The sequence below is a fragment of the Streptomyces sp. SudanB25_2051 genome, from assembly GCF_964272635.1.
Lineage (GTDB): Bacteria > Actinomycetota > Actinomycetes > Streptomycetales > Streptomycetaceae > Streptomyces.
This window is the reverse complement of the sequence record NZ_OZ186787.1, coordinates 5,382,690-5,408,403: the sequence shown is the minus strand read 5'-3', so window position 1 is coordinate 5,408,403 and position 25,714 is coordinate 5,382,690. Positions and strand designations below refer to the sequence as shown.

The window sequence follows — 25,714 nt, the reverse complement described above, 5'->3', positions numbered from 1 at the left end:
GGGCGGGGTTCAGCGGCGCAGCGGCCCCTCGCACAGGTAGTCCGCGGTGCCCGCCGTGCGGTCGGCCCAGATCTCCACCTCGCCGAACGAGCAGTTCATGTCGGAGAGGTTGGGCGAGGCGGGCGCCGCCCGGTCGAGCAGGAAGTAGTCCACGGTCTCGGACATGTCGTGGAAAACCCGGTCGGCGCTGCCCGCGTCGGTCAGGCGGGCGGTGACGCGGCCCGCGCAGATGAAGCGGGGCATGCCCGGATCGCCGTTGGCGGTGCAGCGCGGGTCGCTGCCGGTGGCGGCGGCGAGGGAGGCGCCCACCGCGTCGGCGGTCGTCTCGCGCAGCCCGCTGTCGGGGACGTACGTGGTGTGGGGTACGAACAGCTCGTCCACGCGGGCGATCTGCCGGTCGAGGAAGGCGTCGTAGCCCCGCTGGAGCGCCGGGTCGCCGCCCAGCCGGGCCCGCCAGGCGTCGAAGGCGGCCGGGTCGTCGGCGCGCAGGTGCCGGTACATCTCCCGCAGCAGCGCGGGCCGTTCGGTCCACAGGTACTCGAAGAACGTGCCGGCGTAGGAGTAGAAGCGGAAGCCGTCGCCCGCGTAGGTGGCGTGCAGGATCTGGTGGACGGTCATGCGGGGTCCGCCGCCCGCGGTGTCCTGGATGACGCTCTGGACGAGGGACTTGCGGACGGCGACGCCGTCGTCGCGGGTGGCGCCGTCGAAGAACTCCGCGGTGCCCTCGTCCATGGCGGTGGTGCGGTCGTCCTGGTACCAGGGGCCTTCACCGAAGGAACCGGGCACGGCGAAGCGGCCGTTGAGGTAGTGGGTGTACTCGTGCCGGAACAGCTCCTCCAGCGTCAGCCGGGAGTCCTGCGGGACGCGCCGCTGGTAGGTGTAGAAGGTCGCGCCGCGCTCGATGTAGATGCCGCCGTTGTCGGTGTCCATGCCGGTGAGCAGCGGGTGGTAGTTCTCGTAGTCGGCGCGCGAGGCGTACAGGACGGTGGTCAGGGCCGTGTTGGGGTCGCCGGCGAGCGGCTCGGTGGTGCCGAGGACGCGGTGGTACTGCGCCTTGACCTGCTTGCTCGCGTAGTAGAGCTGGTCGACGGTGGCGCGGTCGAGCGCGGTGCGGACCTTGAGGGTGCCCTTGTCGTAGGTGTACGTGTGCGGGAACAGCTGCCGCTCGATGTCGGCCACGCACACGCCGTACGGCGCGCACGCCTCGTAGAAGTTCAGCCAGCCGGCGAGCTTCGCCCAGGGGGCGCTGCCCCGGCCCCAGTCGGCCGTCACGGGGGTGAGGAGGGCGCCGATGTCGGGGACGATCCGCTCGCGCAGCGCGGGGACCTGCCCGAAGCGGGCGTACTCGGACAGGGCGTCGCGCACCGTCCACTCGTTGGGCCCGCCCTTGAGGTGGGTGTGCCCGGCGAACCGGCGGAACGCGGCGCGGTAGGTGTCGTTGCGGGCGACGAGGGTCCGGAACGCCGTGTCGTCGTTGCCGGGGTGCAGGCCCAGGTAGTTGACGGACAGCGCGGCGAGGACGGCGCCGCCCCAGGCGCGGTCCGCGTGGGTCTCGGGGTGGTACCGGTCCATGGTGGCCAGCACCTTGCGTATCAGGTCGAGCTGGGAGTGGCGCAGGCCGGGGGCGCTGCCGGTGTAGAGGGCCTCGCGGAGGGTGTCGGCGTTGGTGCGGGTGGGGTCGAAGGTGCGGGGCGCGGTGCCGAAGGCGTGGACGGCGCGCCGCATGGCCTCGGTGGTGGCGGGGTCGGTGACGTCGATCTCGCCTCGGGAGAAGTCGTGGTACACGACGGCGTGGAGGTAGGTGAACATCGCCAGGAGGTTGGCGGAGTCGTTGCCGTCGTGGCCGGGTGCGAGGCCGGCGGCCCGCCGGGAGGCCGCCTGGACGTGGGCGTCGGACATGACGGGTGCGAGGCGCGCGTCCCAGGTCCAGATCAGGCCGCCGAGGCAGCCGTCGGCGGTGGTGGCCGGGTCGGCGAGGAAGTCGGCGAACGGTTCGGGGTCGAGACGGGTGACCGCGTCGAGCGTGCAGGGCACGGACGCGGGGGCGGTGGGCGTACGGCCGCCGGGGGCCGGTGCGGTGCCGGTGGTACGGCGCGGGGCGGCGGGTGCGGTGCCGGGTGCCCGGCCGGGGGTGCGGCGCTCCGCGCGGTGGGCGCCTGGCGCGTCGGCGGCGGGGGTGGCGGGCCTGGGCGCCCTGGCGAGGCGCCGCACGTCGTCGTGCGGGTTGCCGCCCCCGGGCGCCGCGGCACCCGGGGAGGCCGCCTTGTGCGGTCCCGCGGCGGGCGGGGCCGGTTCGCCCTGGCCGGTGGCGGTCGCGGGGGTGGCGAGCAGGGCGGTCGCGGTGAGGGCCGTGAGGAGCGCGGTCCTGAAGGGCGCGCGTCGCCGGCCGGATGGCTCACGTGAGGTCTGGAACACCGTTGCGGCTCCTGGTGTCGGAGGCGATGGGGGGTGCGTCCGCGCCCGGTGTCCGTGACCGTGACCGTGTCTGGCGGCACGGGCCACGGGTGCGTGGTGACTGATGACCGGTGACCGGGTGCGGGCGTCCTGACCGCAGCGGCATGCCGCCCACAGGCTTGAGGCGTTCATGCCACTGCAATGTGAGCTGTAACATAGTAATGTGAAATTGCACTGACAACCCCTCTGCACCGTCTCATGGAAAGACGGCCGGGGGCCCGGCGTGCCGGACGGGGCGTCAGAGGGCGGGGGTCCGGCCCGCGAGAGTGGCGACCATCAGGGCCTTGATGGTGTGGAGGCGGTTCTCCGCCTCGTCGAAGACGACGGAGTGCGACGACTCGAAGACCTCGTCGGTGACCTCCAGTTCGGTCAGGCCGTGCCGCTCGTGGATCTCGCGGCCGACGCCCGTGCCCAGGTCGTGGAACGCCGGCAGGCAGTGCAGGAAGCGCACCGCCGGGTTGCCGGTGGCGCGCAGCACGTCCATCGTCACCGCGTACGGGCGGAGGGCCGCGATCCGCTCGTCCCAGACCTCCTTGGGCTCCCCCATCGACACCCACACGTCGGTGGCGACGAAGTCGGCGCCCGCGACGCCCTCGGACACGTCCTCGGTCAGCGTGATCCGGGCGCCGCTCCGCTCCGCCAGCTCGCGGGCGCGGGCCACCACGTCGTCGGCCGGCCAGTACGCACGCGGGGCGGCGATGCGCAGGTCCATGCCGAGGAGGGCGCCGGTGACGAGGTAGGAGTTGCCCATGTTGTAGCGGGCGTCGCCGAGGTACGCGAAGACGACCTGGTCCAGGGGCTTGTCGGTGTGCTCGGTGACCGTGAGCACGTCGGCGAGCATCTGCGTGGGGTGCCAGTCGTCGGTGAGGCCGTTGTAGACGGGGACCCCCGCGTACCGGGCCAGCTCCTCGACGGTGGCCTGACTGTCGCCGCGGTACTCGATGGCGTCGAACATCCGGCCGAGGACCCGCGCGGTGTCCCTGACGGACTCCTTGTGGCCGATCTGCGAACCCGAGGGGTCCAGGTACGTGGTGGAGGCGCCCTGGTCGGCGGCGGCCACCTCGAAGGCGCAGCGCGTGCGGGTGGAGGTCTTCTCGAAGATGAGGGCGATGTTCCTGCCGCGCAGCGTCTGGACCTCGGCGCCCGCCTTCTTGGCCGCCTTCAGGCGCGCCGCCAGGTCCACGAGGCCGCGGAACTCCTCGGCGGTGAAGTCCAGCTCCTTGAGGAAGTGGCGGCCGGTGAGGTCGGGGACCATGGGTACTCCTGGGATCGGGGGCGCGGGCGGCGCGGGGCGCGGGACGGACGGGCGGACGGCGGCGGGCCGCCCGATGAGGCTGGAAGTCTATACGACGCTCAGCATTCTTATACAGGGTGGGCGGGGACGGCCCCGGAAAGTCGCGGGCCGGCCGTTGTGCGGGACGGGCCGTGGGGGCCCTGGGGTCGGAGGAATGTGAAGGGAACCCGGATGCCTGTGGGGACCCGGATGCCCGTGGGGACCCGGATGACCGTGAGGACTCCGGTGCTCGTGGGGGCTGGAGTGCCCGTGGGACTCGGAGTGCCCGTGGGGACTCGGGGTGTCCTGGGTCCTGGGTGGCCTGAGGGTCGTGACGGTCGCGGGGGTCCGGGGGGCCGGGGGTCCTGGAGGGGCTGACGGCCGTCAGGCGGGGTCGCGTTCGATGGGGCAGCTCATGCAGCGGGGGCCGCCGCGGCCCCTGCCGAGTTCGCTGCCGGGGATCTCGATCACCTCGATCCCCTCCCGGCGCAGATGTGTGTTGGTCGTGACGTTCCGCTCGTACGCGATGACCACGCCCGGCTCGACGGCGAGGACGTTGCAGCCGTCGTCCCACTGCTCCCGCTCCGCCGCGTGCACGTCCTGCGTGGCCGTCAGGACGCGGATCTCCGGCAGCCCGATCGCCTCGGCTATCGCGCGGTGCATGTGCTCCGGCGGGTGGTCGGTGACCTTGAGGACCTGGCCGGCCTCGCCCGGCTCGATCGTGTACGAGCGGAGCATGCCGAGGCCCGCGTATTTGGTGAAGGTGTCCGGCGCGACCATCGTCATCACCGTGTCCAGGTGCATGAACGCCCTGCTCTTCGGCATGTCCAGCGCGACGATCGTGTGCGCCGACCCCGCCGCGAACAGGCCGCGCGCCAGCATCTCGACGGCCTGCGGGGTGGTGCGCTCGCTCATGCCGATGAGGACGGCGCCGTTGCCGAGGACCAGCACGTCACCGCCCTCGATGGTGGACGGATAGTCGTCCTGCCCCTCCGACCAGTGGTGGAAGGAGCCCGCGTCGGGGCCCGTGAAGAGGGGGTGGTGCTTGTAGATCGCCTCGAAGTGGACCGTCTCGCGCTGACGCGCCGGCCAGCGCATCGGGTTGATCGACACGCCGTCGTAGATCCAGGTGGACGTGTCGCGCGTGAAGAGGTGGTTGGGGAGCGGCGGGAGGAGAAAGTCGTCCAGGTCCATGACGTGGAAGCGGACGGACGTGGGCTCGCCATGGCCCGCCAGGTACTCGCGTTTCGTCACACCGCCGACCAGGGCCTGGACGAGCTGCGGCGTGTCCAGCGCGTCGAACGCGGAACGCAGGTGGTCGGTGGCGAGCGGGCCGTACTCCTTCTCGTCGAACACCCGGTCCAGGACGAGCTTGCGGGCGGCGGGCAGTTCGAGGGTCTCGCGGAGGAGGTCACCGAAGAGGTGCACCTCCACCCCGCGGTCCGCCAGGACGTCGGCGAAGCCGTCGTGCTCTTGGCGCGCGCGGCGCACCCACAGCACGTCGTCGAAGAGGAGGGCGTCCTTGTTGCTCGGGGTGAGGCGCTTCAGCTCAAGGTCCGGGCGGTGCAGGATGACGCGCCGCAGGCGCCCGGTCTCGGAATCGACGTGGAATCCCATTCCCCCATCCTGGCCGAGCCGGGCGCCCGTTACACCGTCATGGTCAGCCGCAGGCGCGGAGTGTCACCGCGACGAGGACGCCGAGGAGCACGAGGATCACGCCGGTGCCCGCGCCGAACACGACGTACGGCCGCCTGTCCATGCCGTCCGGGGCGGGCGGCCCGGTCCCCTCGCGCGCCCGCCGCCCGTCGGACGCCGGGGCGCCCTGGGCCGGGCGGCCGGGGGTCGGGCCGTCGGGGGCCGGGCCGTCGTCCGCCGGGATGTCACGGGCCGGGCGGTCGGGGGGCACGGTGCGGGCGGGCGGAACGGGTGCCGGGCCGGCCGGCGCCGGCGGGTGTTCGGGGAGCGGGGGGTGTCCGGCGCGCTGGTCGCCGTGCGCGGGCAGGTCGGTACGGGGCTCGCCGTAGGTGGAGTCCCCGGTACGGGGGTCGTTGTGGGTGGAGTCCTCGGTACGGGGGTCGTCGTGGGCGGGCCGGCCGGTGCGGGGGTCGCCGTGGGCGGAGCCCTGGGTGCGGGCATCGTCGTCAGCGGGCTGCCCGGTGCGGGGGCCGTCGTAAGCCGACTGCCCGGTGCGGGGGCCGTCGTCAGCGGGCTCCCCGGTGCGGGGGGCCGGGCGGGGCGCGGGGCGCGGGGCGCTTCCCGGGCGCGGGCCGGGTGCCGGGGCGGCGGGGGGCATGGGGTCGCGCGGCGCCTCCGACGGGGTCGCGCGGCCGGTGGTGGCGCGGTCGGCGGTCTCGTGGCCGGTCGGCCTGGGACCCGTCTCCCCCGGGCCGGTGGTGGCGGGGGCGCTGCGGCGGGGGGCCGGGACCGTGAGGTCGGCGTCCTCCCGTACCCCGCCCGCGAGGCGGTCCGGCGGTGCGGCGCGCAGGGTGTGCCCGGGGGCGGCGCTCTGCCGGGGACCCTCGGGGCCGGCGGGGCGGGGCCGGTCGGGCGGCGGGCGGTCGGCGTGCGGCGGGTCCTCGCTGCCCGGCTCGTCGTACGCGGGCCGGGAGGCGGCCGGATGCGCGCCCGAGCGGGGCCGCTCCCCCGCGCGCCCGTCCGGTCGGCCGCCGTACGCCCAGGGGCCGCGGGTGTCGTCGCGGCGGGGTGCCGTGGCGTCGCCGGGGCCTTCCGCGGCCGGCCGGGTGGAGTGCCGTGTCGTCGGCGCGGCGGCCGGTGGGCGGGGCGGCGGGGGCGGGGCGGGGGTCTTCGGGGGCGGGGCGGCGGCCGAGCGGAACAGCGCCTGCCAGACCGGTTCGGGCAGGCCCGGTGCCCGGCCGCGCGCGATCTGGTCGACCGCGGCCCGAGCCGCCCGGTACGGCCCCGAGTACAGGCGCGGCAGCAGCTCCGTCACCCGCGCCGCGAGGGCCGGGTCGTCCAGCAGGGGCCGTACGGCCCAGCGGTACAGCGAGGCGGCGTTGGCGGCCCGCACCTCGTCGTCCGGAGTGCCCGCGGCCGCCGGGCCGGTGACGAACAGCTCCCTGTCCAGGAGCGCGGAGCACAGGGCCGTCCGCCGGCCGCGGTCCCAGGACGGCCACCGCTCGGCGGCTTCGGCCACCAGGGCCGACAGCGTGTCGTACCGGCCGCTCTCCCGCAGGGCACGCAGCAGCTCCTCGTCGGCGGGGCCCCGCCGGGGCGACGTGCCACCCCGCCGCCAGCGCGCCTTCGGCCGCTCCCCGGACGGCGCCGCCCACTCGGGCGCCACCACGCGGACCGGCGCGCCCTGCCGGGGCGTGCCGACGGGTGCGGGCGCGGGGCCCGCGGGGGCGTGCCCGGGACCGGTCGGGGCGTCGGCCGCGTCCGGTGCGGCGCCCGCCCCGTAGGGGTCGCGCCCGGCGTCCCTGCCGGGTCCGCGCCCGGCGGCCCTGTGCGCCTCCCGGTCACGGCGCTCCCCCGTCCCGTACGGCTCCGGACCACGGCGCTCCCCCGCGCCGTACAGGTCCGGGTCAGGGCGCTCCCCGGCCGCGTACGGCTCACGCTCTGCCCCGCGGCCCGCGCCGTACGGGTCACGCCCGGGCCCACCATGCGCCCCATACGGGTCACGTCCAGGCCCACCATCCGCACCATACGGATCACGCTCGGCCCCGCGACCCGCGCCGTACGGGTCACGCCCGGGTCCACCATCCGCCCCGTACAGGTCACGCCCCCGCCTGTCCCCCGTCCCCGTGGCCGCCCGGTCCGGTGGGTCGGCCGGCAGGGGCGGCAGGTCCGACAGGGCCGCCTCCGCCAGGTCCAGCAGCGGCACCGGGCCGCCCCGGATCCCGCGCAGGTCCTGCGCCGCCCGCTGCAGCGCCGACGACACCGCGTACGCCTCCCGCAGTTGGTGGCGGACCAGCCGCTCGGCGACGGACTCGGCCCGGTCGCCGCGCCGCTCGGCCGGGTCGCTGCGGCGCCGGGCACCGCTCCCGGACGTCCCGCCGCTCCAGCGGCTGACGAAGACGAACCGCAGCTGGTCCGACTCGGCCGTGTCGTGCGTGGCGAACGTCCACCGCCGCGTCGCCCCGCCGCCGAAGATGCCGTGCAGCCCCCACAGCACCCGGCAGGCCGTCCCGCCCGTCGGGTCGAGGAAGGTGAACCCGGCGTTCTGGTGGCGCAGGAACTCCGCGACGGCGCCGACCAGTTCGCGCCGGGCCCCGGCGAGGCCCCGCGTCAGCAGGTACTGCCCCGAGTCGGCGGCGGGCAGCAGCGCCGCCTCCGGCACCCTCGGCAGACGGCCCCGCACCTCGGCCAGCGGCAGGTCGCCGCCCTCCCACGACCAGTCGTACAGGCCCAGGCAGGTCGCGGGGTCGAGGACGGCGGCCGGGCCCATCAGGGCGTGGCAGACGGTGCCCGCCCTGCCGCCCGCGTCCCGCCACGGCGCGCGGCGCACCAGCAGCGCCCGGTCGCCGTTCTCCAGGCGCAGCAGCGCGGGCGCCGTTGCCTCGCCGGTGGCGCGCAGCAGCGGGGCGGCCCCGCGGAAGACGGCGTCGGCCAGTTCGGGGGCGCAGGACCAGGCGACCGGGCCGAACCCGGTGGTGCCCGAGAGGTTGTCGGTGTCCCAGCGGAAGACGATCTGGTCGGTGTGGCCGTCGCCGCGGCCGCCGGCGGGCCTGTCGTTGCGGCTGTCCTGCGGGGGCATCAGATCCCTACCTCTCCGTGGTCCACGCCCGGCAGCAGCCCGCACATGGCGAAGATCGACAACAGGGGCGCCAGGACCCGGCGGGGGCGGACGCCGTGCGGGAAGCGGTCGTCGCGGGCCTGCCCGCCGGTCGCCGCGACGAAGTGGAGCGTGCAGCGGGCGCAGTCGTCGAACGGCCGCAGCCACGCCTGGCTGGCGTGCCGGGCGACGAAGGCGTGGACGTCGCGGCTCTCGGCGCTCACCTCGTCCGGCCGGAACTCCGGCGGCAGGGCGCGGCCGAGCCACCGGTCGACGGCCGGTTCGACGCGGACGAGGTCGCTCTTGTTGACGGCGATGGCGGTGGGCGCCGCGACGTAGGGTCCCGAGCCGCGCGGGATGCGGTTGAGGACGGTGGTGAACGCCTCGTCGCCCAGGTCGCGCAGCCGCATCCCGTTCAGCTCGCGGACCGGGTCGAGGGAGGCGAGGCGCAGGGCGCGCAGCGGGTCGAGGACGAACACGAACGCGTCGACGCCGGTGAGGAACCGCGCCACCTCGCTGTCCTGCGCGAGGTCCTCCCCGGCGAGGTCGAAGAAGACGACCGGCCGGGTCGGGCCGCTGCCGGTGACGAGGAGCCCGTCGGCGAACCGGGCGAACGTCTGCTGCCCGGTGCGGCCCAGCTCCCGGCCCTGGAGGAGGCTCTGCACCCGGTCGCGCAGGAACGCGCGGTGCGTGTCCGGGTTCAGGGGCAGGCATTTGAGGCCGTACGGCTCCAGGCCGCCCTGCTCGACCTCGCCGAGCATCGCGGCCAGCAGATGGGTCTTGCCGGCGCCGGAGCTGCCGACGAGGGCGATGGTCAGGGGGCGGCCGTGGGTGAGGTACGGGACGGGCAGCTCGTGCAGGTTGTCCTCGTCGGCGTACGGGCAGAGCTGGTACGCGGTGCGCAGCAGGTCCCGGACGTGGGCGGGCGGCAGGTCGCCGCTCAGGTCCAGCGGGAAGCGGTCGCCGGTGGGGTCGATGGTGACGAGGCGCGACGGGTCGTAGACGACGGGCAGCAGGCAGTGCGGGCACAGCCGTTCCTGCGACGTCGCCTCGGCGGCGGGCGGGACCGGGACGGCCGGGGGCGGCGGGGGCGCCGCGGCGGGGCGGCGGAACGGCCACCAGGTGCGGCCCTCGTGCGTCTCGGGCGCGGGCGGGGGCCGGTCGAGGCCCAGGTCGGCGCGTTTGCGGGCGATCTGGCGGTCGTACTCGGCGCGCCCGGTGTGCAGCGGGTCGGGGTCGCCGGGGGCCACGGCGAGCGGGTCGGGCACGTTCAGCAGGCGCATCAGCTCGGCCGGGGCGGGGCGGCCGGCGGCGCGGGGGGCGAAGACGCCGCTCCGGTGCAGCGCGGAGAGCCCGCGGAAGTCGGCGAGGTCGGCCGGTGGGCCGGCGCCCCGGTCGGGCCGGCCGGCGACCAGGTAGTACACCAGCTGGGCGGCGGACCACAGGTCGTCGCGGGGGTCGGCCGTGCCGATGCCGCCGCGCTGCTCGGGGGACGCCCAGGGGGCGGCGCCGTACGCCTCGCGGGGCTCCCCGGCGCGCAGCGCGGCGTACGGTTCGGCGAGCCGCACGTGCGTGCCGTTCCAGCCGGCCGTGTCGGGGCCGATCGCCCGGTACACCAGCCCGGCGTCCTCCAGCAGGCGGACGGCGAGGGCGAGTTGGCCCGCGATCGCCTGCTGTTCGCGCACGCCGAGCGTGCCGCGGTACGCGGAGAGCGGCGCGCAGTCCGCGATCCGGTAGAGGACGAACGGCTCGGGCGCGTCGAGGTCGTGGCCGACGAGACGGGTGAAGACCTCCCCGAACCCCTTGTCACCGTAGCGCCGTTCCAGGGCGACGGCGGCCGCGGTCTCCCGTTCCAGGGCGGCGTGCGCGCGTGGGTCGCCGGGGCCGATGCGGTACTGCAGGACGGTCCGGTCGGCGAGGGTGACCGTGCGGGCCAGCACGCCGGGGCGGCCGGGCGGTTCGCTGTCGGGTCCGAAGCGGGCGGGCAGGCGCCGCTGGACGCCCCGGGGGGTGAGGAAGGCCAGCTCCCCGTCCGGCCTGCGGGGCCGGCTCATGACGGGTCGCCGTCCTCTCCGGGCGTCTCCTCGCGGACCGTCCGCACGGCGTCGCCGCGCAGCGGTACGAGGCCCAGCAGGCCGGCGTGGCGGCCCGTCGGCGTCCACACCACGTCCTCGGCGTACTCGGCGGTCCCGGCGTACGGGGTGTGGTCGGCGCCGCGCGTCCCGGCGGCCCCGGTGCGCGGCCCGTGCCGGTCCCGGCCGTCCGGTTCACCGGCGCCGCGCCGGAACGCCTCGGGCGCGAAGCGGACCCGGTGCACGGCCAGCGGGTCGGCGGACAGCAGCCGCCGGTGCCGCGGGCCGCACAGCGGGAGGGTCGGCTCCGTGTCGCCGCCGGGCGCGAGGAGTTCGGCCACCCGGTCGGGGGCGACGCCGGTCATGCGGGTGGCGTCCGGGCGCCGCGCGGGGTGCGGGTCGTACGGGGGCGGGGAGGTCGCGGCGTCGCGCAGGAGGCGCCCGCGCACCTCGTCCAGCAGGTCCCGCATCGGCTCGTCGAGCGGGGTGCGCCCGGCGAGGGCGGGGTCGCGTTCGACGCGCACCCAGCAGGGGGCGAGGATGCGGCGGGTGCCGGACGCCAGGTCCGCGACGAGGGTGTCCACCAGGTCGGGGCCGCCGTCGCCGCGCTCCCGCTCCAGCCAGGGCGGGTCCTCGGGGACGTGGAAGGGCGCCCGGCCGTCGTCCCGCGCCGCCCGGAGCGGGTCGGGTGCCGGGTCGGTGAAGGGTCCGGGGAACGGGTCGCGGGCCGGGTCGGGTACGGCCTCGTAGGCGGGGCCGATGATCCGCGCCTCCTCGTCGTCCGGGTCGTGCACGCGGTCGGCGGCCTCGTACGGGTGGGCGGGGCCGCCTGTGCGGTCGTAGGGGTGGGCCGGGGCCGGCGTGTCGTACGGGTGGGCGGGGCGCCCGGTGGCGTCGGCGCCGTGGGGGCTCCCCGCGCCGTGGCCGTCCGCCGGCTCGTACGGGTCCGCCGGGGCGCCGGGGCCGGGCGTGCCGAACGGGCTGTCGGAGCCGTACGGGTCCCCGGCGCCGTACGGGTCGTCGGGGCCGTACGGGTCCCGGGTGCCGTACGCGTCGTCGCCGGAGCCGTACGGGTCGCGTTCCGGCGCGGTCGCCGGGGGCGCGGCCGCGCCGAACCAGTCGTCCTCCTCGGCGCCGTCGGTCCACGTGTCCCACTCCCACAGCCCCGTGCCGTCCTCAGCCCCGGCCGCCGGGGCGGGCTCCGGGGCGGCGGCGCGGGGCCCCGGCACGGCGGCGGCGCCCTGCCCGGGCGCGCCGTCCTCCCCGTACGCGTCGGCGGTCGCCGCGAGGGCCCGCAGCAGGAGGGCGACCGCGCGGGCGCCGTCCGCGCAGTGGCGCCGCGCGTCGGCGAGGAGCCAGTCGTGCACGGCGGTCTCCGCCAGGAGCCGGTCCACGCCGGTGACGACCCGCGCGGCGTGGTCGGCGTCGGTGCCCCGCCACCAGGCGTCCACCGACGACGTCCAGTCCCGTACGGCGAGGACGACCGCGCCGACCAGCGCCACGGCCGCCGCCACCGCCCCGGCCCACGCGGGCAGGCCCAGCAGGGAACCGGCGACGGCGCCGGCCGTGCCGCCCGCGAGGCCGCCCAGGAGCCGGGCCGCGATCCGGGTGGTGCCCCCGCCGTCGTAGCGGCCGTCGGCGGAGCGGTTCGGGCGGTGGCGCCACATCAGGGCGCCGAGCCCGGCCGCCAGTACGCCGGCCGCCGGGCCCAGGAGCCAGCCGGGACCCGGCCACAGGCCCGCCGCGCACGCCGGTACGAGCGCCGACAGGGCCGCCCCGGGCGCCGTGCCGCCCGCGCGGAACGGCGGCGGCCCGGCCAGGTGGCGCAGATAGGCCGGGGCGCACAGCTCGTCGAGGCGGGCCAGCCGGGCCGCGCTGCCCGCCGGGGCCGACCGGTCGGACAGGGCGGTGAGCCGCGCGGCGGCGGTCCGCAGCGGCAGCGGCTGGTCCAGCAGGTGCTCGGTGAGGTCCCGCAGGGCGGGCACGACGCGGGTGCGGGACGCGGCGGGCAGGTCGGGCAGGTCGATGCCGCGCTCCAGGAGCCGGGACCGCTGCTCGCGGGTGAGCCGTACGCCGTCCGCGTCGGTGAACGCCCCGGCGACGGTGTCCCGGTAGGCCTCCAGGGCGCGGCCGAGGCCGACGAGCCGGCCGGGCAGGTCGGCGTGGCGGGAGCCCCGGCCGAACAGCCCGCCGGCGCCGCGCGCCAGCCGGCGGCCCGCGCGGGCGTCCTCCAGCGCGTCGTCGCAGGCGCGGCGGCGGGCGGCGGCGGGCCCCGACGGCTCCAGCCACCGGTGCCCGGCGACGGCCTCGGGCAGCGAGTCGTCCAGCAGCACGGCGAGTTCGGGCGGTACGGAGTCGCCGGGGCCGCCGCCCGCCACGTCCTGGCCGGCGAGCGCGGCGAGCGCCTCCTTCCACGCGCGGGTGCGGGCCTCCTCGCTCAGGTCGTGCTCCACCACCCGCACCGAGGGGACGGCGACGCCGTGGACCAGTCCGCCCAGGCCGTGCAGGACGGCGTCGAACACCTCGGGCTGGCAGAGGAGCTGGATGAGCGGGCGCAGCCCGTCGGGGTCGCCGCCGGTGCGCGGGTCGAGCACCCACAGCACGCCGGCGGCGGGCGGCCGCAGGCTCAGGGGGCGGCGCAGCACGCCGGCCCACGGGCCCGGTCCGGTGCCGGGCGCGGTTTCGGCGGGGGCGCCGACGGCGACGCACAGGACCCGGGCGGGGCCGTACGAGTAGAGGCGTTCGTACAGCAGTTGGTGGGCGACGAGCCGGTCGGCGTCGTCCACGACGAGGAACCGCCGCTCGTCGTCGTGCTGCGGGGTGTCGAGCGCGGCGCGCACCGCGTCGGCGCCGTGCGCCCGGCGCAGGTCGAGGGGCACGGCGCGGCCGGGGAGCCGGTGCGCCGGGGAGGTTCCGGGGGTGTCGCGGAGGTTCACTCTTCGTCCCAGGGGTACGTGGGCGCGGAGCCGGTCTGCGGTTCGGCGGGGGCGGGTGCGGCGCTGTCCGGTCGGGGCGCGGGGCGGGGCTCCGGGAAGGACTCGTGGCGGGACTCGGCCTCCGGCCGGTGGGGCGGGGCGTGGTGCGGGTGGTACGGGGGGTGCTGCGGGGCCGGCTGCGGCGGGTGGGTGCCGCTGCCGGGGGCCGCGGGCGGGGCGGGAGCGGTGTGCCGCTCGTCCTGCTCGCGGCGGTGGCGCCGGTACAGCTCGCGCAGCGATCCCGCCGAGCCCTTGCCCTCCAGTTCGAAGGGCCTGTCGAGCGCGGCGGGCAGGGTCCGCGCCCAGAAGTGCCGTACCGGCTCCAGCCATTCCTCCGCGCCCCACCGGTCGGTGAGCTCCTGGACGCGGGCCAGTTCGCGCGGCGCGACCTCCTCCAGGAAGTACAGGAACAGCGGGGAGGGTTTGACCGGCGCGGTGGTCAGGCCGTCGGGGCGCATGTTCATCAGCCGGTCGCAGAACACCCCGATGACCGACTCCTCCTCCAGCAGCGCGGTGCGCTCGTACGCCCGGAGCAGCCCGGCCCAGCTCGACAGCTGCCCGTCGTACGGCTCCACGCGCAGCGCCATGGTGGAGGACTCGCCGCGCTGGAGGCGGATGCGCACGACGTCCGGGGACGCGGCGTCGCCGTCGTGGCCGACGAGCCCGTTCCACATGGCGCACAGGACGCGGTGGAGGATGTGGCGCCGGTCCTCCTCGGTGCTGACGAGCCAGTCGTCCCGGTAGCCGAGCCGCTGCCGCCACGACAGGAAGTCGTCGGAGCGGCCCGCCTCCCGCGCCTCCGACCACAGTTTGAGCAGTCCCCGGACCTCGGAGATGTCGGTGAGGCTCATCTCGCTGCGGAACAGGGCGACGGTGATGGACTCCGAGTCGACGGCCCGCAGTTCGACACCGGCGTGCGGGGGGAGGTAGAGCGCCTTCTTCAGGTACTCGGAGGTGCGGCTGTCCCCCTCGCTGCGCGGATAGGTGATCAGCACCTTGAGGGAGCCCGTGCCGTCGGGGGTGAAGCCGACGGGCAGGAGCCCGGCGACCTGGGCGCGGAACTGCTCCAGCCAGCGGGGGTCCACCGCCGCCTCGGCCGCCTCGTCGCCGGCGGCGGCGCGCAGCAGCAGTGCCATCGGCGGCAGGAGGGGGCGCTCGTTGATCGCTTCGCCGCGCTCGCCGAACAGCTGCTTGACGCGTCCCTCCAGGACCTGCTTGATCTCCTTGACGGCGGCGCCGTGGGAGTGGCGCACGGCCTCCAGGGCACGCCGCCAGTCCTGGGGCTCCACGAGCGCGTCGAGGATGCCGGCCGCGTCCATGCTCTCCTCGGGCAGGCGCAGGCTGCGGCCGAGGCGCTGGACGACGTCGTCGTAGAAGACGCGCAGGCTGTTCTGCGGCGGCAGCAGGTAGCAGACGCCCTTGCGGTCGTCGCGGTACAGCTCGCGGCGGCGGGCGGCGAAGGCCTTGCCCTCCTCGTCGGCGTGCCCGCGCAGCGCCTTGACGAGCTCGTCCAGTTCCTGCGCGGCGCGGTTGAGCACCGGACGCCACTGCGACTCGCCGTCCTGCCAGGCGCGGTGCCACAGCAGGTGGGCCCGCCAGCGGTACCAGTCGTCCTGCTCGGCCTTGGCGTCCCGTGGGACGGGGTCGCTCCAGCGGGCCGGTACGAGGCCGCCCGCCGGCCCCTTGATCTTGGGCACGTGCGGGGCGTCCCGCTGGACGTGGGCGGGGCGGTGGGGTTCGCTGCGGCGGTTGTCGAGCATGCCGGTGAAGCCGGCCTCGGCGACCCGCTCCGGGTGGCCGCGCAGCCCCTGGAGGACGGTGCCGGTGCCGAACGGCCCGTACGTGCCGAGGAGGGCGCGGACGGCGCTGCCGGGCTGGAACTCCTCCACCATCCGCGGCATGTCGCGGGCGAGGTCGCGTTCGAGGCGCGCGAGGGCGTCCTTCATGTCGCCGAGGCGGGTGTGCAGGGCCTCCGTCACGGCGCGGCTGCCGCGGGGCGGTACCTCGGGCTCGGGGATGTCGGGTGCGGCCCGGTTCCACAGGGCGTCGACGCGGGCCTTCTCGAACATGTCCCGTACGCGGGCGGTGCCGTCCTTGACGGGCTGGCGGGCGCGCTCGTCCATGGCGCGCACGGCCTGGGCGAGGAGGCGGGCGGCGACGATCTCGGCGAGGTCGTCGACCGGGGTGGTGAGGGACGCGGCGAGCGTGGTGGACAGGCTGCGGTAGCCGATGCCGGAGCGGGCGTGCCGGGAGCGTTCCACGCCCTTGTTGATGAAGCTCTCGGCGAACGACTGGTAGTCCTGGGCGTCGGTGCTCCGGTCGGACAGTTCCGTGCCGATGAGGGACATGACGAGGGCCGTGATGGAGCGGCGCAGGTCCTCGTTGCGGATGACTGCGGGCTTGCTGAACAGGAAGGCGGTCTGGGCGGTGGAGGCGCGCAGCCGTACGACGGTGTCGCCGGGGTAGCGGACGCTGATCCGGGAGCGGTGCTCGACGTCGCCCACGTCGGAGTCGGCGGCGGGCATGTTCTGGTCGTCGACGAGCCGTGAGATGTCCACCAGGGCGCGGGCGCCGTTGAGTTCGGCCTCGCGGCCGCCGCCGGCCTCGGGCGGGAACGCGGACGGCATGACGACGAGCGGGTAGATCTTCACTCCGGGCACCCGGGCGTTGCCGAACTCGTGCCCGATGAGGTGGAGGAAGTCGTGGTAGATGCCGGCGCCGGTGCCGCCCGCGACGGAGAACGCGACGAAGACGTCGCAGCCGCGGATGCGTCCGCCGCCCAGCCGCTGGAGGTCGCCCGCCGAGCTGCCGATGGCCCCGATCGCGGCGCGCAGCGGGCGCAGGACGTTCTCGAGGCCGCTGTGGAGGGTGGCGAACAGCGCGGCGCGGCCCACGGTGGGCAGCTGTCCCGCGCCGTTGTAGAGCGGGGCGACGCGGGGCTGGCGGACGTCCGGGGGGAGCCAGTCGCGGGTCTCCTCGGGCAGGGCGACGCGCAGCATCCGGGTCACGTCGGTGGAGCCCTCGAACCCGGCGGGCAGCAGGTCGTTCACGACGCGGGCGGTCCGCGCGTAGGCGGCGCCCTCCACACCGGGCGCCCCGAGCCGCGCCTGCGCGTCGCCCTCGCTGAAGTCGGCGTACACGAACTGGAGGCAGTCGGGCAGCTGGTACGGGGCGCGGCGGCCGCCGTCCACGAGCCGGGTGCCGTCGGGGCCGCACAGTTCGCGGCGCAGGCTGCGCTCCAGTTCGGCTCCGATCTTCCCGCCGGTGCCGCCCAGTCCGACGAAGAGCATGGGCTGGTAGATCTTCATTGCGTCTCCCCTCGGGGCGCGGGCGCGCCCCGTCGTGCGGTGCGGCCGTCAGAAGTACTCGTTGTCCGGGTCGGCCCCGCGCTCGCCGGGACGTCCGGGGCGGCCGCCGCGGGCGTCCCCGGTGTCCGGTCCGGCGCCGGTCCAGGCGGGGGCGCCGCCGGTGTCGTCGCCTCCGGGCCGCGGCGGGGGCGTGCGGCGGGCGCCGAACGGCATCCGGGCGCGCCATCCCCCGCCGGTGCCGCCGTCGCCGCCGGTGCGGTCGGCGGACGTGCGGTCGGCGGACGTGTGGTGTCCGGGCGGGCGGCTGGCCCACGCTGCGGCGCCCGACGGGCGTGCGCCAAAGGAGCGGGCGCCAAAGGAGCGGGCGCCGGACCTCCTGCCGTCGTGGACGGCGAGTTCGAGATCGTCGTCCAGGCCGATGACGGCGCCGTTGCGTACGGGTCGCTCCTGGCCGCCGCGGGGGCGCAGCCGCAGCTCCCCGCCGAAGGTGGCGGTCAGCTGGTGCGCTCCGCGCGCGCCGGGGCCGGCGCGGTGGAGGGTGGGGGCCGCGCCGCGGGACTGCTCGACGGTGAAGGCGTACCTGCCGCGGCGGCTCTGCCCGCTGCGCACGGTGAGCCGGTCCAGGCCGCGGCCGTCGCGCAGCAGCTCCAGTTCGACGCCCGCCAGGTCGAGCCGCTTGCGGACCTCGCGCAGGTAGACGGCGAGGAGCACCCCGAGGAGCAGCACGGCGACGCCGCCGCCCGCGAGGGCGGGCCACCAGCGGTCGAGCCACGACGGCGGCGCCTCGACCCGGACGTCCAGGAACGCGGCGGCCAGCGGCACGTCCGGCGCCGCCGCGTCGACGGCGGTGATCTTCCCGCCGATGTCGCCGGCCGGGGTGCCGGGGCCGACCCGCAGGGTGAAGGGGGTGTCGCGGCGGCTGCCCGGCCCGACGGTGACGGTCGCCGGCTCGACGCGCAGTTCGGTCCCGGCCGCCTGGTCGGCGAGGGCGAGCCGCAGGGTGTGCGGGGAGCCGTCGTTGTTGGTGACGGACAGGGTGCCCCGGACGGTGCCGCCGGGGTGCACGGTCGTACGGTCCACGGTGAGCCCGGCGACCACGGCGGGCGCGGGTTCGCCGCGTACGGTGTGCAGCGGGCGCAGGTCGGAGGTGACGCCGGGCGCGGCCATGCGGGTGGTGAACCGCAGTGCGCCGGTGGCCCCGGCCGGGACGGTGACGGTTCCGGTGAACCGCACGTCGGACGCCGTGCGGTCCGGGGCGCGGCCGTCGTCGGCGAGGGTGAAGGCGACGGGCGTGAAGCCGTCCCCGGCGAGCTCCCCGGTGACCTTGATGCCGGCGAGCTGCGCCGGGTCGGTGATGAAGACGCCCCGGCGGGTCTGCATGCGGACCTCCACCACGGCGCGCTCGCCGGGGCGGGGCGCCGCGGGGCCGACGACGACGGACGAGCGGAGCTTCCCCTGCCAGATGGCGCGGACGGCGACCTCGCGGTCCCGGTGGCCCTCGGGCGCCTCGACGCGGGCGCGCCACCGGCCGGGCAGCGGGTCGCTGACGCGCAGCGCCTCCACGGGGCCGCCCTGGCCACTGAGTTCGAAGGTGGAGCCGTCGAAGCGGCCGTTCGCCGGGACCTTGCGGCCGCGCGGGTCGTAGTAGGTGACGGTGACCTTCGGGTCGTGCTTGCTGACGGTGATGGAGCCGTCGGTGGCGGTCGGCGGGATCGTCACGAACAGGTCGGCCGGGGGCCGCTTGGAGTCGCCTGCGGTGACCTTGGCGCAGCGGGCTGCGGCGAACGTCTCCTGCAGCGCCGCGTCGATGCCGGTCGAGTCGGCGACGACCCGCATGCGGGGGGTGGCGGAGGGCAGGTCGGCGCAGCCGCCGCGGTAGCCGCCCTCGGCCATGCGGGTGAGAGCGGCCCGGTCGATGGCCTTGCCGAAGCCGAGCGGCCAGATCTGCACCTTCTCCTGGCGGGCGCGGGCCAGTTCGTCGGCGAGCCGCTTCAGCCCGTTGGCCCTGCGGCTCTCCGGGTCGGCGCCGTACTCGGGGCTGTCGTCCACGTCGAGGCGGCCGTCGGTGAGGAGGAACACGACCTTCGGGACGGCCGGTTCGTCCCGCTCGGTGAGGCGTCCGACGGCCTGGCGGATGGCGGCCGGGAAGTCCGTGCCGGGCCCGACGCGGGCGGCGTCGCGTCGGGCGAGCAGCTGCACGCAGTCGCTGAGCCGCTGCCGTCCGGCGGAGTCGGCGACGGTGAGCGGGCACACCTCCCGTACGGGCGACTGGCCGGGCTTCTCGGAGCTGCCGAAGCCGATGACGGTGGCGCGGGAGCGGTCGGAGATCTCCCCCTGCGCGAGGAGCGCGGCGGCTTCGACCTCGCGGGCCAGATCGTCGTCGGAGAGGCTGTCGGACTGGTCGACGACGATGGCGAAGTCGACCGGGTCGGCGCCGTCCGGGGGCGCGGCGGGCGTAACGGCCGCCTGGTGCGCCGCGCCGCGCGCCGGGTGCGCCCCGGCGGCGACGGCCGGGGGCGGTGCGGGCGTCAGGGCCGCCAGGGCCAGGGCGGCGGCCAGGGCCGCGGCTCTCACGGCCCGTCGGGGGCTGGTCAGTCGCATGTCTTCGTCACCACAGTTCACTCAGGAGGGCGAGCGCCGCGCCCAGGGCCAGGCAGAGGACGCCCGCGCGCAGCCAGCGGTACTTGGCGGCCAGGACCTGTCCGTGGACGCTGGCCTGGTCCAGCAGCCAGGAGGTCGTGTCGGTGCCCGCCTCGGCGAGCCGGTCGAGCAGCGCCCCGGCGGGTGCGCCCGCGGCGAGGTCGCGCAGCAGCGTGCGGTCGGCGCCGACGCGGGTGCGGGGCAGGACGACGCCGACGAGCATCAGCATCCCCGCGCCCCACAGCGCCGCGCCCGCGGCCAGGAGCACGGCGGCCGCGCCCCGCGCGCTGAACTGGCCGGGGTCGCGGGCGAAGACGACGGCGAGGAAGGCGAGCGCGCCGGACAGCAGGATCGCCGCCTTCGTGTCGGCGCGCCCTATGTCCTCGCGTACGGAGCCCAGCAGGCGCTCGGCGAGGGCGCGGACCTCGTCCGGGGGCGCCGGGGTGCCGCTCATTCGTCGTCCCAGTCGTCGAAGTCGGCGCTGGGCGGGGCGGCCGGGGCGCCGGACGCGGGACGGCGGTACGAGGCGTCGCCTCCGTGACGGTCACCGCTGCCGTAGCGGTCTCCGGTGTCGTAGCGGTCGCCGCTGCCGTAACGGTCGCCTCCGCCGTACCGGTCGCCGGTGTCGTACCTGTCACCGGAGCCGTACCGGTCGCCGGTCCGGGGGGCGCCGTCCCGGCGCCGTTCGCGCTCCCGTTCCCGTTCCCGCTCCCGTTCCCGCTCGCGTTCGCCGGCGGACTGGACGTGTGTCGGCTCGTGGACGCGGTGCGGGTCGTCGTCGTCCGCGAGGGCGGCGCGGGCGGCGGGCTCGTCCTCCCAGGGCGGGCTGACCGGCTCGGCCGGCTGCGCGGCGGCGGGCCGCCGGGGGGTGCCGCCGTCGGTGAGGGCCGGGGGCCGGGGCGCCGGCGGAAGGTCGAGCACCCGGTCCGCGACGCCGCCGAGTACGCCCCCGCTGCTGCTGCGCAGGTGCTCCAGCACCTGGTAGGTCATCTGGTCCAGGTCGTGGCGCTCGATCACGCCCGTGTCGATGAGCCGGTGGAGCACGGCGAGGAAGTCCGCCTTGCCCTCCCGCTCCTCGGCGAGCAGCTGCCGGCGGATCTCCCACTGCTTGTCCGGGTTGGCGGCCATGTGGTAGGCGATCTGCGCGGCCTCCCCCTGCTGGAGCATCGCCTGCAGCTCGCGGGCCCGTTCGGCGAGGAGCCGGCGGTCGTACGCCTCCTTGCGGCGCTCCCGCTCGGCGACGCGCCGGTCGACGCCCATGCCGACGAGGGTCCGGTCGGCCTCGGCGAGCTGGCCCTTCACGTCCCGGTCGAGGTCGAAGAAGACATGGACGCGGGTGCTCAGCCCCAGGTCGCGGCCGAGGTGCAGCCGCCCGGCGGCCAGTTCGTCCCGTACGGCCTCGTCGGCGCGCTGGGCCTCGGTGATCCCGAACCGGCGGGAGATCGCGCGCAGCCCGTCGAGGAGGTCGTCGCGCAGGAGTTCGGCGGCGTCCCACACCTGGCGGGTGACGACCAGGTGCGGGTCGTCGACCTCCCACTGGACGCTCGCCTTGGCGCGGAACGACACCCCGTCGCCGGCGGCGGGCAGTTCGAGGTCGAACTCGGTGACGTTGCGGCCGAGCAGTACCTCGAAGACGGTGTACGGGCTGCCGAAGCGCGGCTTGCGGAAGTCCTCGGTCCGGTCGGGCGACTCCACGCGGTGGCCGCCGTTGCGGTAGAGCAGGACGGCGGCGACGCGGCCGCTGGTCCGCTTGTAGGGCGGACGGCACTCGCGCAGCAGCGGTCCGCGCGGCCGGGTGCCGGGCGACTCGCCGTCGGGTTCGTCGTCGCTGCCGGGGGCGTACGGGTCGGGCCCGGGGTTCATCGCTCGGCTCCTTCCGCCACGGCGTCCCACATGCGGCGGGCCGCGGACTTGTCGAGTGGCTTGTCCCGGTCGCGTACGAGCCCCGTGAGCAGGCCGCGCAACCGGTCGCGGTCCCGGGGGGTGGTGGCGAGCAGCGGCAGGAAGCCGCAGATCACCGGGAGGGTCTCGGGGTCCCGGGCGGCGCGCCGCAGCAGCGACCCGAGGCCGTCCAGGGCGGGTTCGCCGGAGCGGGGCGTGGCGAGGGCGGCGCGGACGAGCCCGGCCAGCGGCGCGGTGAGGCCGGGACGGGTGGCGAGCAGCGCCGGCAGCAGCGGCCGGCGGCCGTGCGGTTCGAGGTGCGGCACCTCCGTGAGGCCCCACAGGTGGGTGGTGCGCAGGGTGAGGGTGCCGATGGCGGTGAGGAGGGCGAGGTCGGCGAGGGCGCGCCGGCCGTCGCCGAGCCAGTGGCCGAGGCGTTCGACGACCGTCTCGGGTTCGGCGGACGCCAGGAGGCGTACGACGCTGAACGAGGCGGTGGCGAGCACGTCGGGGTCCTGGCCCTCGTCGGACCGCACGACCGAGCCGAGCGCGTCGAGGGAGGAGCGGACGGACGCGGCGGGCAGGGCGTAGCCGTGGGCGAGGACGGCCGTGTCGAGGAGCGCGGGGTCGCCGGCGCGGGCCCAGTCGCGCAGGACGGCGGCGACGGCCGGCTGGACGCGCGGGTCGCGGGCGGCCTCGGCGAGGGCGGTGGCGGCGGCCATGCGCGGGACGCGCCCGTCGAGCGCGGCGAGGGGGCGGACGAGCTCCCCGAAGCCGTACACCCAGTCCCAGGAGCACAGGACGCCCGCGGCGATGGACGCGCGGACCCACACCTCGGGGCGGGGGTCGTCGCACAGGCCGCGCAGCCACCGGGTGACGGGGCCGCGGACGTTGTGGTGGCCGTGCCACACCTCGTGCAGGACGGCGGTGGCGAGGGCGTCGCCCTGGAAGCGGATGACGCGGGCGGGTACGCGGGCGGCGCCCAGGTCGAGTTCGCCGTCCTCCACGACGGAGCGGGCCACGACCGGCCTGTTGTCGGCGTGGGTGCCGAACAGGCGCCGTCCGGTGGGGTGTTCGGGGTCGAGGGTGACGGCGAGTTCCCAGGCGAGCAGTTCGGCGGCCTCGGCGGTGAGGCTGTACGCGGAGCCGTTGAAGACGGCGACGGCGATCCGGAACGCGGCGGCGTTCAGCGCGGGCAGCGCCTCGGGGAGGGTGCCGGGCCGGTCCGCGCCGGCGAACCAGGAGCGGGCCTGGGCGCGGACGAACGCGCCGCAGTCCTCCAGCAGTTGCTCGCGGGTCAGTTCGCCCTTCTGGTGGCGGGCGAGGTGGTCGGCGAGGCGGGCGGCCTCGCGGGGGCGCAGCTCGTCCAGGCCGAGGGCGCGCACCACGTCGTCGTGGGCGGCGAGCGCGCGGGCGGCGTCGAGCGCGCCGTCGGGTTCGCCGCGCAGCAGGGTGCGCAGATGGCGGTGGAGGACGTCGGCGGGCGGCGGGGGCGGGCAGAACGCGCCGTAGCGGCCCTGGAGGATCCGGTCGGCGAGGTCGCCGCTCTCGACGATGACGACGCCGTACGAGCCCTTGGCGCGGAGCTGGCCGCTGAACCGGTCGAGGTGCAGTTCGGTCAGGCGGCGCCGGCGGGGCGCCGTCCGGTCCTCGTCACCTGGCTCGGGGTCGGAGCCGTGCTCGGGCGGCAGTTCCAGCAGGTAGCCGTGGCCGGGCTGGAGGGCGTCGTCGCCGATCGTGTGGACGGCGGTGGACGGGTCGAGGCGCGTGACGTGGTCGTCGGTCAGCTCGGAGAGCAGGGCGAGGGCGGTGGCGGTGCGGCCGCTGCCGGATTCGCCGGTGAGGACGAGGAGGCCGCAGGAGCGCAGGAGCTGCTTCATCCGCTGGTAGCCGGTGGTCTCGCAGTAGATGTCCGTGAGGCGGGCCAGCGTCTCCTCCGGTACGGCGCCCTGGACGGCGGGCGGCCCGGAGTCGATCCAGAACTGGCTGATGAAGGTGTTGTCCTCGAAGACCTGGCCGTCGCCGCGGAAGTCGTAGCGGCGTTCGGCTCGGCCGTGTTCGAAGGTGGTGCGGGCGGCGTGGGCGGTGCCGGCGCCCCCGGTGCCGCCGGACCCGCCGAGCGGGTTGCGTCCGGCGTGGTCGAAGGGGTTGGGCGGGGGTTCCGGCTCGCGCTCGCCGTCGGAGCCGTCGCGGTCCCGGTCGCGGTCGCGATCCCTGTCCCGGTCGCGGTCTCGGTCACGGTCGCGGTCGCGGTCCTCGGGCTGGGGGCCGCCGCCGGGTGCGGTGTCGGTGTCGCGGTGGTCGGGCTGGGCGGCCTCGTCGTGGTCGGTCATGCGCGCTCACCTCCGTCGCGGTCCTTGCGGATGCCGGTGAACCCGCCGCTGATGGTGTTGCCCTCGAAGACCTGGAGGTCGCCCCCCGCCCGGTAGCTGCGGCCGGGCGGGGGCGCGTCGGCGGTGCGGGGCGGTGGGCCGTCCCCCGTCGTCGGCCCACCGCCGGTCGGTGCGGCACCGGGCGCGGGGCTCCGGGTGCCTGCGGGCTGCCCTCCGGGATCGTCCGGCAGGGGTGGTGCGGGGTGCCGGGGCAGGAGGAACCAGGCGGTCTCGTCGGTCTCCTTGGCGCTGACGCGGGCGGGCCGGTAGTGGCCCGGTTCGACGTACCGGCCGCCCTCGGCGACCACGTTGTCGTACAGCCATCCGGAGACGACGACGAGCAGGTCGGCGCCGGGGGCGCGGTCCATGATCCCCTTGGCGGTCGCGCTGTCGCAGAGCCGGCAGGCGAGGTCCACGGCGCGGCCCACGAGCCCCTGGCCGTCGTCGAGGACGAGGCCGGCGTTCATGCCGACGCGCAGCCGCAGCCTGGGGTCGCGGCCCGCGTTGTGCTCGCGCAGGCACTCGTAGAGCGTGTCGATCCAGCGTCCCACCATGAGGGTGGGCGGGACGTCGGGGCGCAGCGCGGCGAGGATGCCGTCGCCCCGGTCCTCCTGGTGGACGTGGCCCGGCTCGACGCCGATCGCCGCGTACGCCTCGCCGAACGACTCGTACATGGCGGCGCGCATACGCCTCTTCGCGTCGATGCCGAGCGTCCCCGAGGCGCAGGCATCTCCGTAGACGACCAGCCGGTGGATGGCTCCCGCACTGCTCACTCGGACTCCCTGGTGCCGTGAATGCTGCTGATGTGTCGTGTGCGCCGCGGTGGTGCGCGCGTCCGGCGCGTGGTGGCGCCGCGGGCCGCGGCCTTCCGCGCGGGGCGGGGCGTCGCGGCCGCCCGCGCCGTCGTGCGGGGCGCTGCGGCTCCGGCCCCGGTGACGCGCGGACGCGGCGTGGTGCTCGGGTCGTGGTGTCGTGGTGTGTCGTCGTGTTCGTGGTGACAGGGCAAGCCTCGCCGGGTCGGGCGGCGGGCGATGTAGCCGTTTACACAGCCGGCGGGGTTTTCTTCGCCGGTCCGGACGGGCGGGCCGGTCGGCCCTGGGCGAGCTGGAGGAGAGCGGGCATGTCGAGGACGACGACCTGGCGCTGGCCGGTCCGCACGATCTGCTGTTCGCGCAGTTGGCGCAGGGCCTTGGCGACGGCCTCGCGGGTGGCGCCGATGGCGGCGGCCAGGTCGTGCTGGGGCAGGGGGATCTCCAGGACCGTGCCGCGCGGGCCCGGCCGGCCGGCGCGCTCGGCGAGTTCGGCGAGGCGGGCGGCGAGGCGCTGGAGGACGGTCTCGGAGGCGAGGGAGCGGCGTTCGACGTCGGCGCTGCGCAGCCGGGCGCTGAGCTGCCGCATGATCAGTGAGGTGGCGTGCGGGCGGGCGGCGAGGAACTGGCGGAACCGGTCACCGGGTACGTGCACCGCCTCGACCCGGCCGAGCGCCGTGACGGTGGCACTGCGCGGGCCCTGGTCCACGGTGGCGAGTTCGCCGATGACCTCTCCCCCGCCGCGCAGGGCGAGGATGAGGCGGTTGCCGCGCTCGGTGCTGACGGAGACGACGGCCCAGCCGGAGAGCAGGACCAGGACGTAGGCGTCGGTGTCCCGTTCCCGGATCATGACCGCGCCCGGTTCGTAGACGCGGCGCCGGCCCTTGGCGAGGAGGGCGCCGCGGTCCTGGACGGAGAGGGCTTCGAGGAAGGAGCGGTCCTGGCCGAAAAGACTCATTCCGCTCCCCTCCCCCCTCGCGCCGCGGATCCGGACGGACAGTCGCGCGTTCGATTGCTTCGCATGGGCGTCCGCACGCTGTTCGACTGGCGCGGCTGCTCAACGGGCCTTGTGGCCAATGGTGTTGACGGTGCGTCACTGCTTTGGGGTGAAGAACGCTAGGGGGTCCGTTCCGGCCCGTCAACACGGCTGGAAGCGCACCGGGCGCAGGCTTCTCCGGTGTGCGCCACGAGTGCGACC

At 76.4% G+C, this 25,714-nt stretch carries 13 protein-coding genes; all 13 read right to left on the bottom strand.

Translation table 11 applies throughout. From position 1 onward, the window contains the following. Window positions 1-9 precede the first annotated feature (9 nt). The 13 genes from ACSUPT_RS23845 to ACSUPT_RS23785 all read right to left on the bottom strand — a co-directional run bounded on the left by ACSUPT_RS23845 (window position 10) and on the right by ACSUPT_RS23785 (window position 25,474). Window positions 10-2,415 (bottom strand): collagenase, encoded by a 2,406-nt coding sequence (locus ACSUPT_RS23845; RefSeq protein WP_436945473.1) that lies wholly within the window; start codon window positions 2,413-2,415, stop codon window positions 10-12. A gap of 277 nt (window positions 2,416-2,692) precedes the next feature. Next, the gene (gene argF, locus ACSUPT_RS23840; protein ID WP_361661516.1) at window positions 2,693-3,709 is read right to left on the bottom strand and encodes an ornithine carbamoyltransferase; all 1,017 of its coding nucleotides are present in this window, start codon (window positions 3,707-3,709) and stop codon (window positions 2,693-2,695) included. A 402-nt stretch (window positions 3,710-4,111) separates the two neighbouring features. After that, the gene (locus ACSUPT_RS23835) at window positions 4,112-5,344 is read right to left on the bottom strand and encodes an arginine deiminase (RefSeq protein ID WP_351964918.1); all 1,233 of its coding nucleotides are present in this window, start codon (window positions 5,342-5,344) and stop codon (window positions 4,112-4,114) included. 43 nt (window positions 5,345-5,387) lie between these two features. Further along, window positions 5,388-8,441 (bottom strand): hypothetical protein, encoded by a 3,054-nt coding sequence (locus tag ACSUPT_RS23830; RefSeq protein WP_436945472.1) that lies wholly within the window; start codon window positions 8,439-8,441, stop codon window positions 5,388-5,390. Then, a complete protein-coding gene (locus tag ACSUPT_RS23825) occupies window positions 8,441-10,513 on the bottom strand; it encodes a hypothetical protein (protein ID WP_436945471.1) in 2,073 nt (690 codons plus the stop codon). The genes ACSUPT_RS23830 and ACSUPT_RS23825 overlap by 1 nt, the downstream gene beginning before the upstream one ends. Beyond that, complete coding sequence (locus tag ACSUPT_RS23820; protein ID WP_436945470.1) at window positions 10,510-13,467, bottom strand: hypothetical protein; 2,958 nt, start codon at window positions 13,465-13,467, stop codon at window positions 10,510-10,512. The genes ACSUPT_RS23825 and ACSUPT_RS23820 overlap by 4 nt, the downstream gene beginning before the upstream one ends. Continuing rightward, the gene (locus ACSUPT_RS23815) at window positions 13,464-16,814 is read right to left on the bottom strand and encodes a tubulin-like doman-containing protein (RefSeq protein ID WP_436945469.1); all 3,351 of its coding nucleotides are present in this window, start codon (window positions 16,812-16,814) and stop codon (window positions 13,464-13,466) included. Before ACSUPT_RS23815 ends, ACSUPT_RS23820 begins: the two co-directional genes overlap by 4 nt. A gap of 48 nt (window positions 16,815-16,862) precedes the next feature. Further along, window positions 16,863-19,415 carry a VWA domain-containing protein gene (locus tag ACSUPT_RS23810; RefSeq protein ID WP_399217796.1) on the bottom strand — a complete coding sequence of 851 codons (2,553 nt, stop codon included), beginning with the start codon at window positions 19,413-19,415 and terminating at the stop codon, window positions 16,863-16,865. A gap of 7 nt (window positions 19,416-19,422) precedes the next feature. Further along, window positions 19,423-19,908, bottom strand: a complete 486-nt coding sequence (locus ACSUPT_RS23805) for a Pycsar system effector family protein (protein ID WP_351964924.1) — start codon at window positions 19,906-19,908, stop codon at window positions 19,423-19,425. Beyond that, the gene (locus ACSUPT_RS23800; RefSeq protein WP_436945468.1) at window positions 19,905-21,317 is read right to left on the bottom strand and encodes a hypothetical protein; all 1,413 of its coding nucleotides are present in this window, start codon (window positions 21,315-21,317) and stop codon (window positions 19,905-19,907) included. Before ACSUPT_RS23800 ends, ACSUPT_RS23805 begins: the two co-directional genes overlap by 4 nt. Further along, window positions 21,314-23,668, bottom strand: coding sequence for a hypothetical protein (locus tag ACSUPT_RS23795; protein WP_436945467.1), 2,355 nt, complete (start codon window positions 23,666-23,668; stop codon window positions 21,314-21,316). Before ACSUPT_RS23795 ends, ACSUPT_RS23800 begins: the two co-directional genes overlap by 4 nt. Next, window positions 23,665-24,480: a hypothetical protein gene (locus ACSUPT_RS23790; RefSeq protein WP_351964927.1), complete on the bottom strand. Its 816-nt coding sequence runs from the start codon at window positions 24,478-24,480 to the stop codon at window positions 23,665-23,667. Before ACSUPT_RS23790 ends, ACSUPT_RS23795 begins: the two co-directional genes overlap by 4 nt. A 268-nt stretch (window positions 24,481-24,748) precedes the next feature. Then, window positions 24,749-25,474 carry a Crp/Fnr family transcriptional regulator gene (locus ACSUPT_RS23785; RefSeq protein ID WP_351964928.1) on the bottom strand — a complete coding sequence of 242 codons (726 nt, stop codon included), beginning with the start codon at window positions 25,472-25,474 and terminating at the stop codon, window positions 24,749-24,751. Between the last annotated feature and the right edge of the window lie 240 nt (window positions 25,475-25,714).

Coding starts and splice junctions, on each gene's coding strand:
- ACSUPT_RS23815 (WP_436945469.1), bottom strand. CDS start 16,814: ATGAAGATCTACCAGCCCATGCTCTTCGTCGGACTGGGCGGCACCGGC.
- ACSUPT_RS23825 (WP_436945471.1), bottom strand. CDS start 10,513: ATGAGCCGGCCCCGCAGGCCGGACGGGGAGCTGGCCTTCCTCACCCCC.
- ACSUPT_RS23830 (WP_436945472.1), bottom strand. CDS start 8,441: ATGCCCCCGCAGGACAGCCGCAACGACAGGCCCGCCGGCGGCCGCGGC.
- argF (WP_361661516.1), bottom strand. CDS start 3,709: ATGGTCCCCGACCTCACCGGCCGCCACTTCCTCAAGGAGCTGGACTTC.
- ACSUPT_RS23805 (WP_351964924.1), bottom strand. CDS start 19,908: ATGAGCGGCACCCCGGCGCCCCCGGACGAGGTCCGCGCCCTCGCCGAG.
- ACSUPT_RS23795 (WP_436945467.1), bottom strand. CDS start 23,668: ATGACCGACCACGACGAGGCCGCCCAGCCCGACCACCGCGACACCGAC.
- ACSUPT_RS23810 (WP_399217796.1), bottom strand. CDS start 19,415: ATGCGACTGACCAGCCCCCGACGGGCCGTGAGAGCCGCGGCCCTGGCC.
- ACSUPT_RS23835 (WP_351964918.1), bottom strand. CDS start 5,344: ATGGGATTCCACGTCGATTCCGAGACCGGGCGCCTGCGGCGCGTCATC.
- ACSUPT_RS23800 (WP_436945468.1), bottom strand. CDS start 21,317: ATGAACCCCGGGCCCGACCCGTACGCCCCCGGCAGCGACGACGAACCC.
- ACSUPT_RS23785 (WP_351964928.1), bottom strand. CDS start 25,474: ATGAGTCTTTTCGGCCAGGACCGCTCCTTCCTCGAAGCCCTCTCCGTC.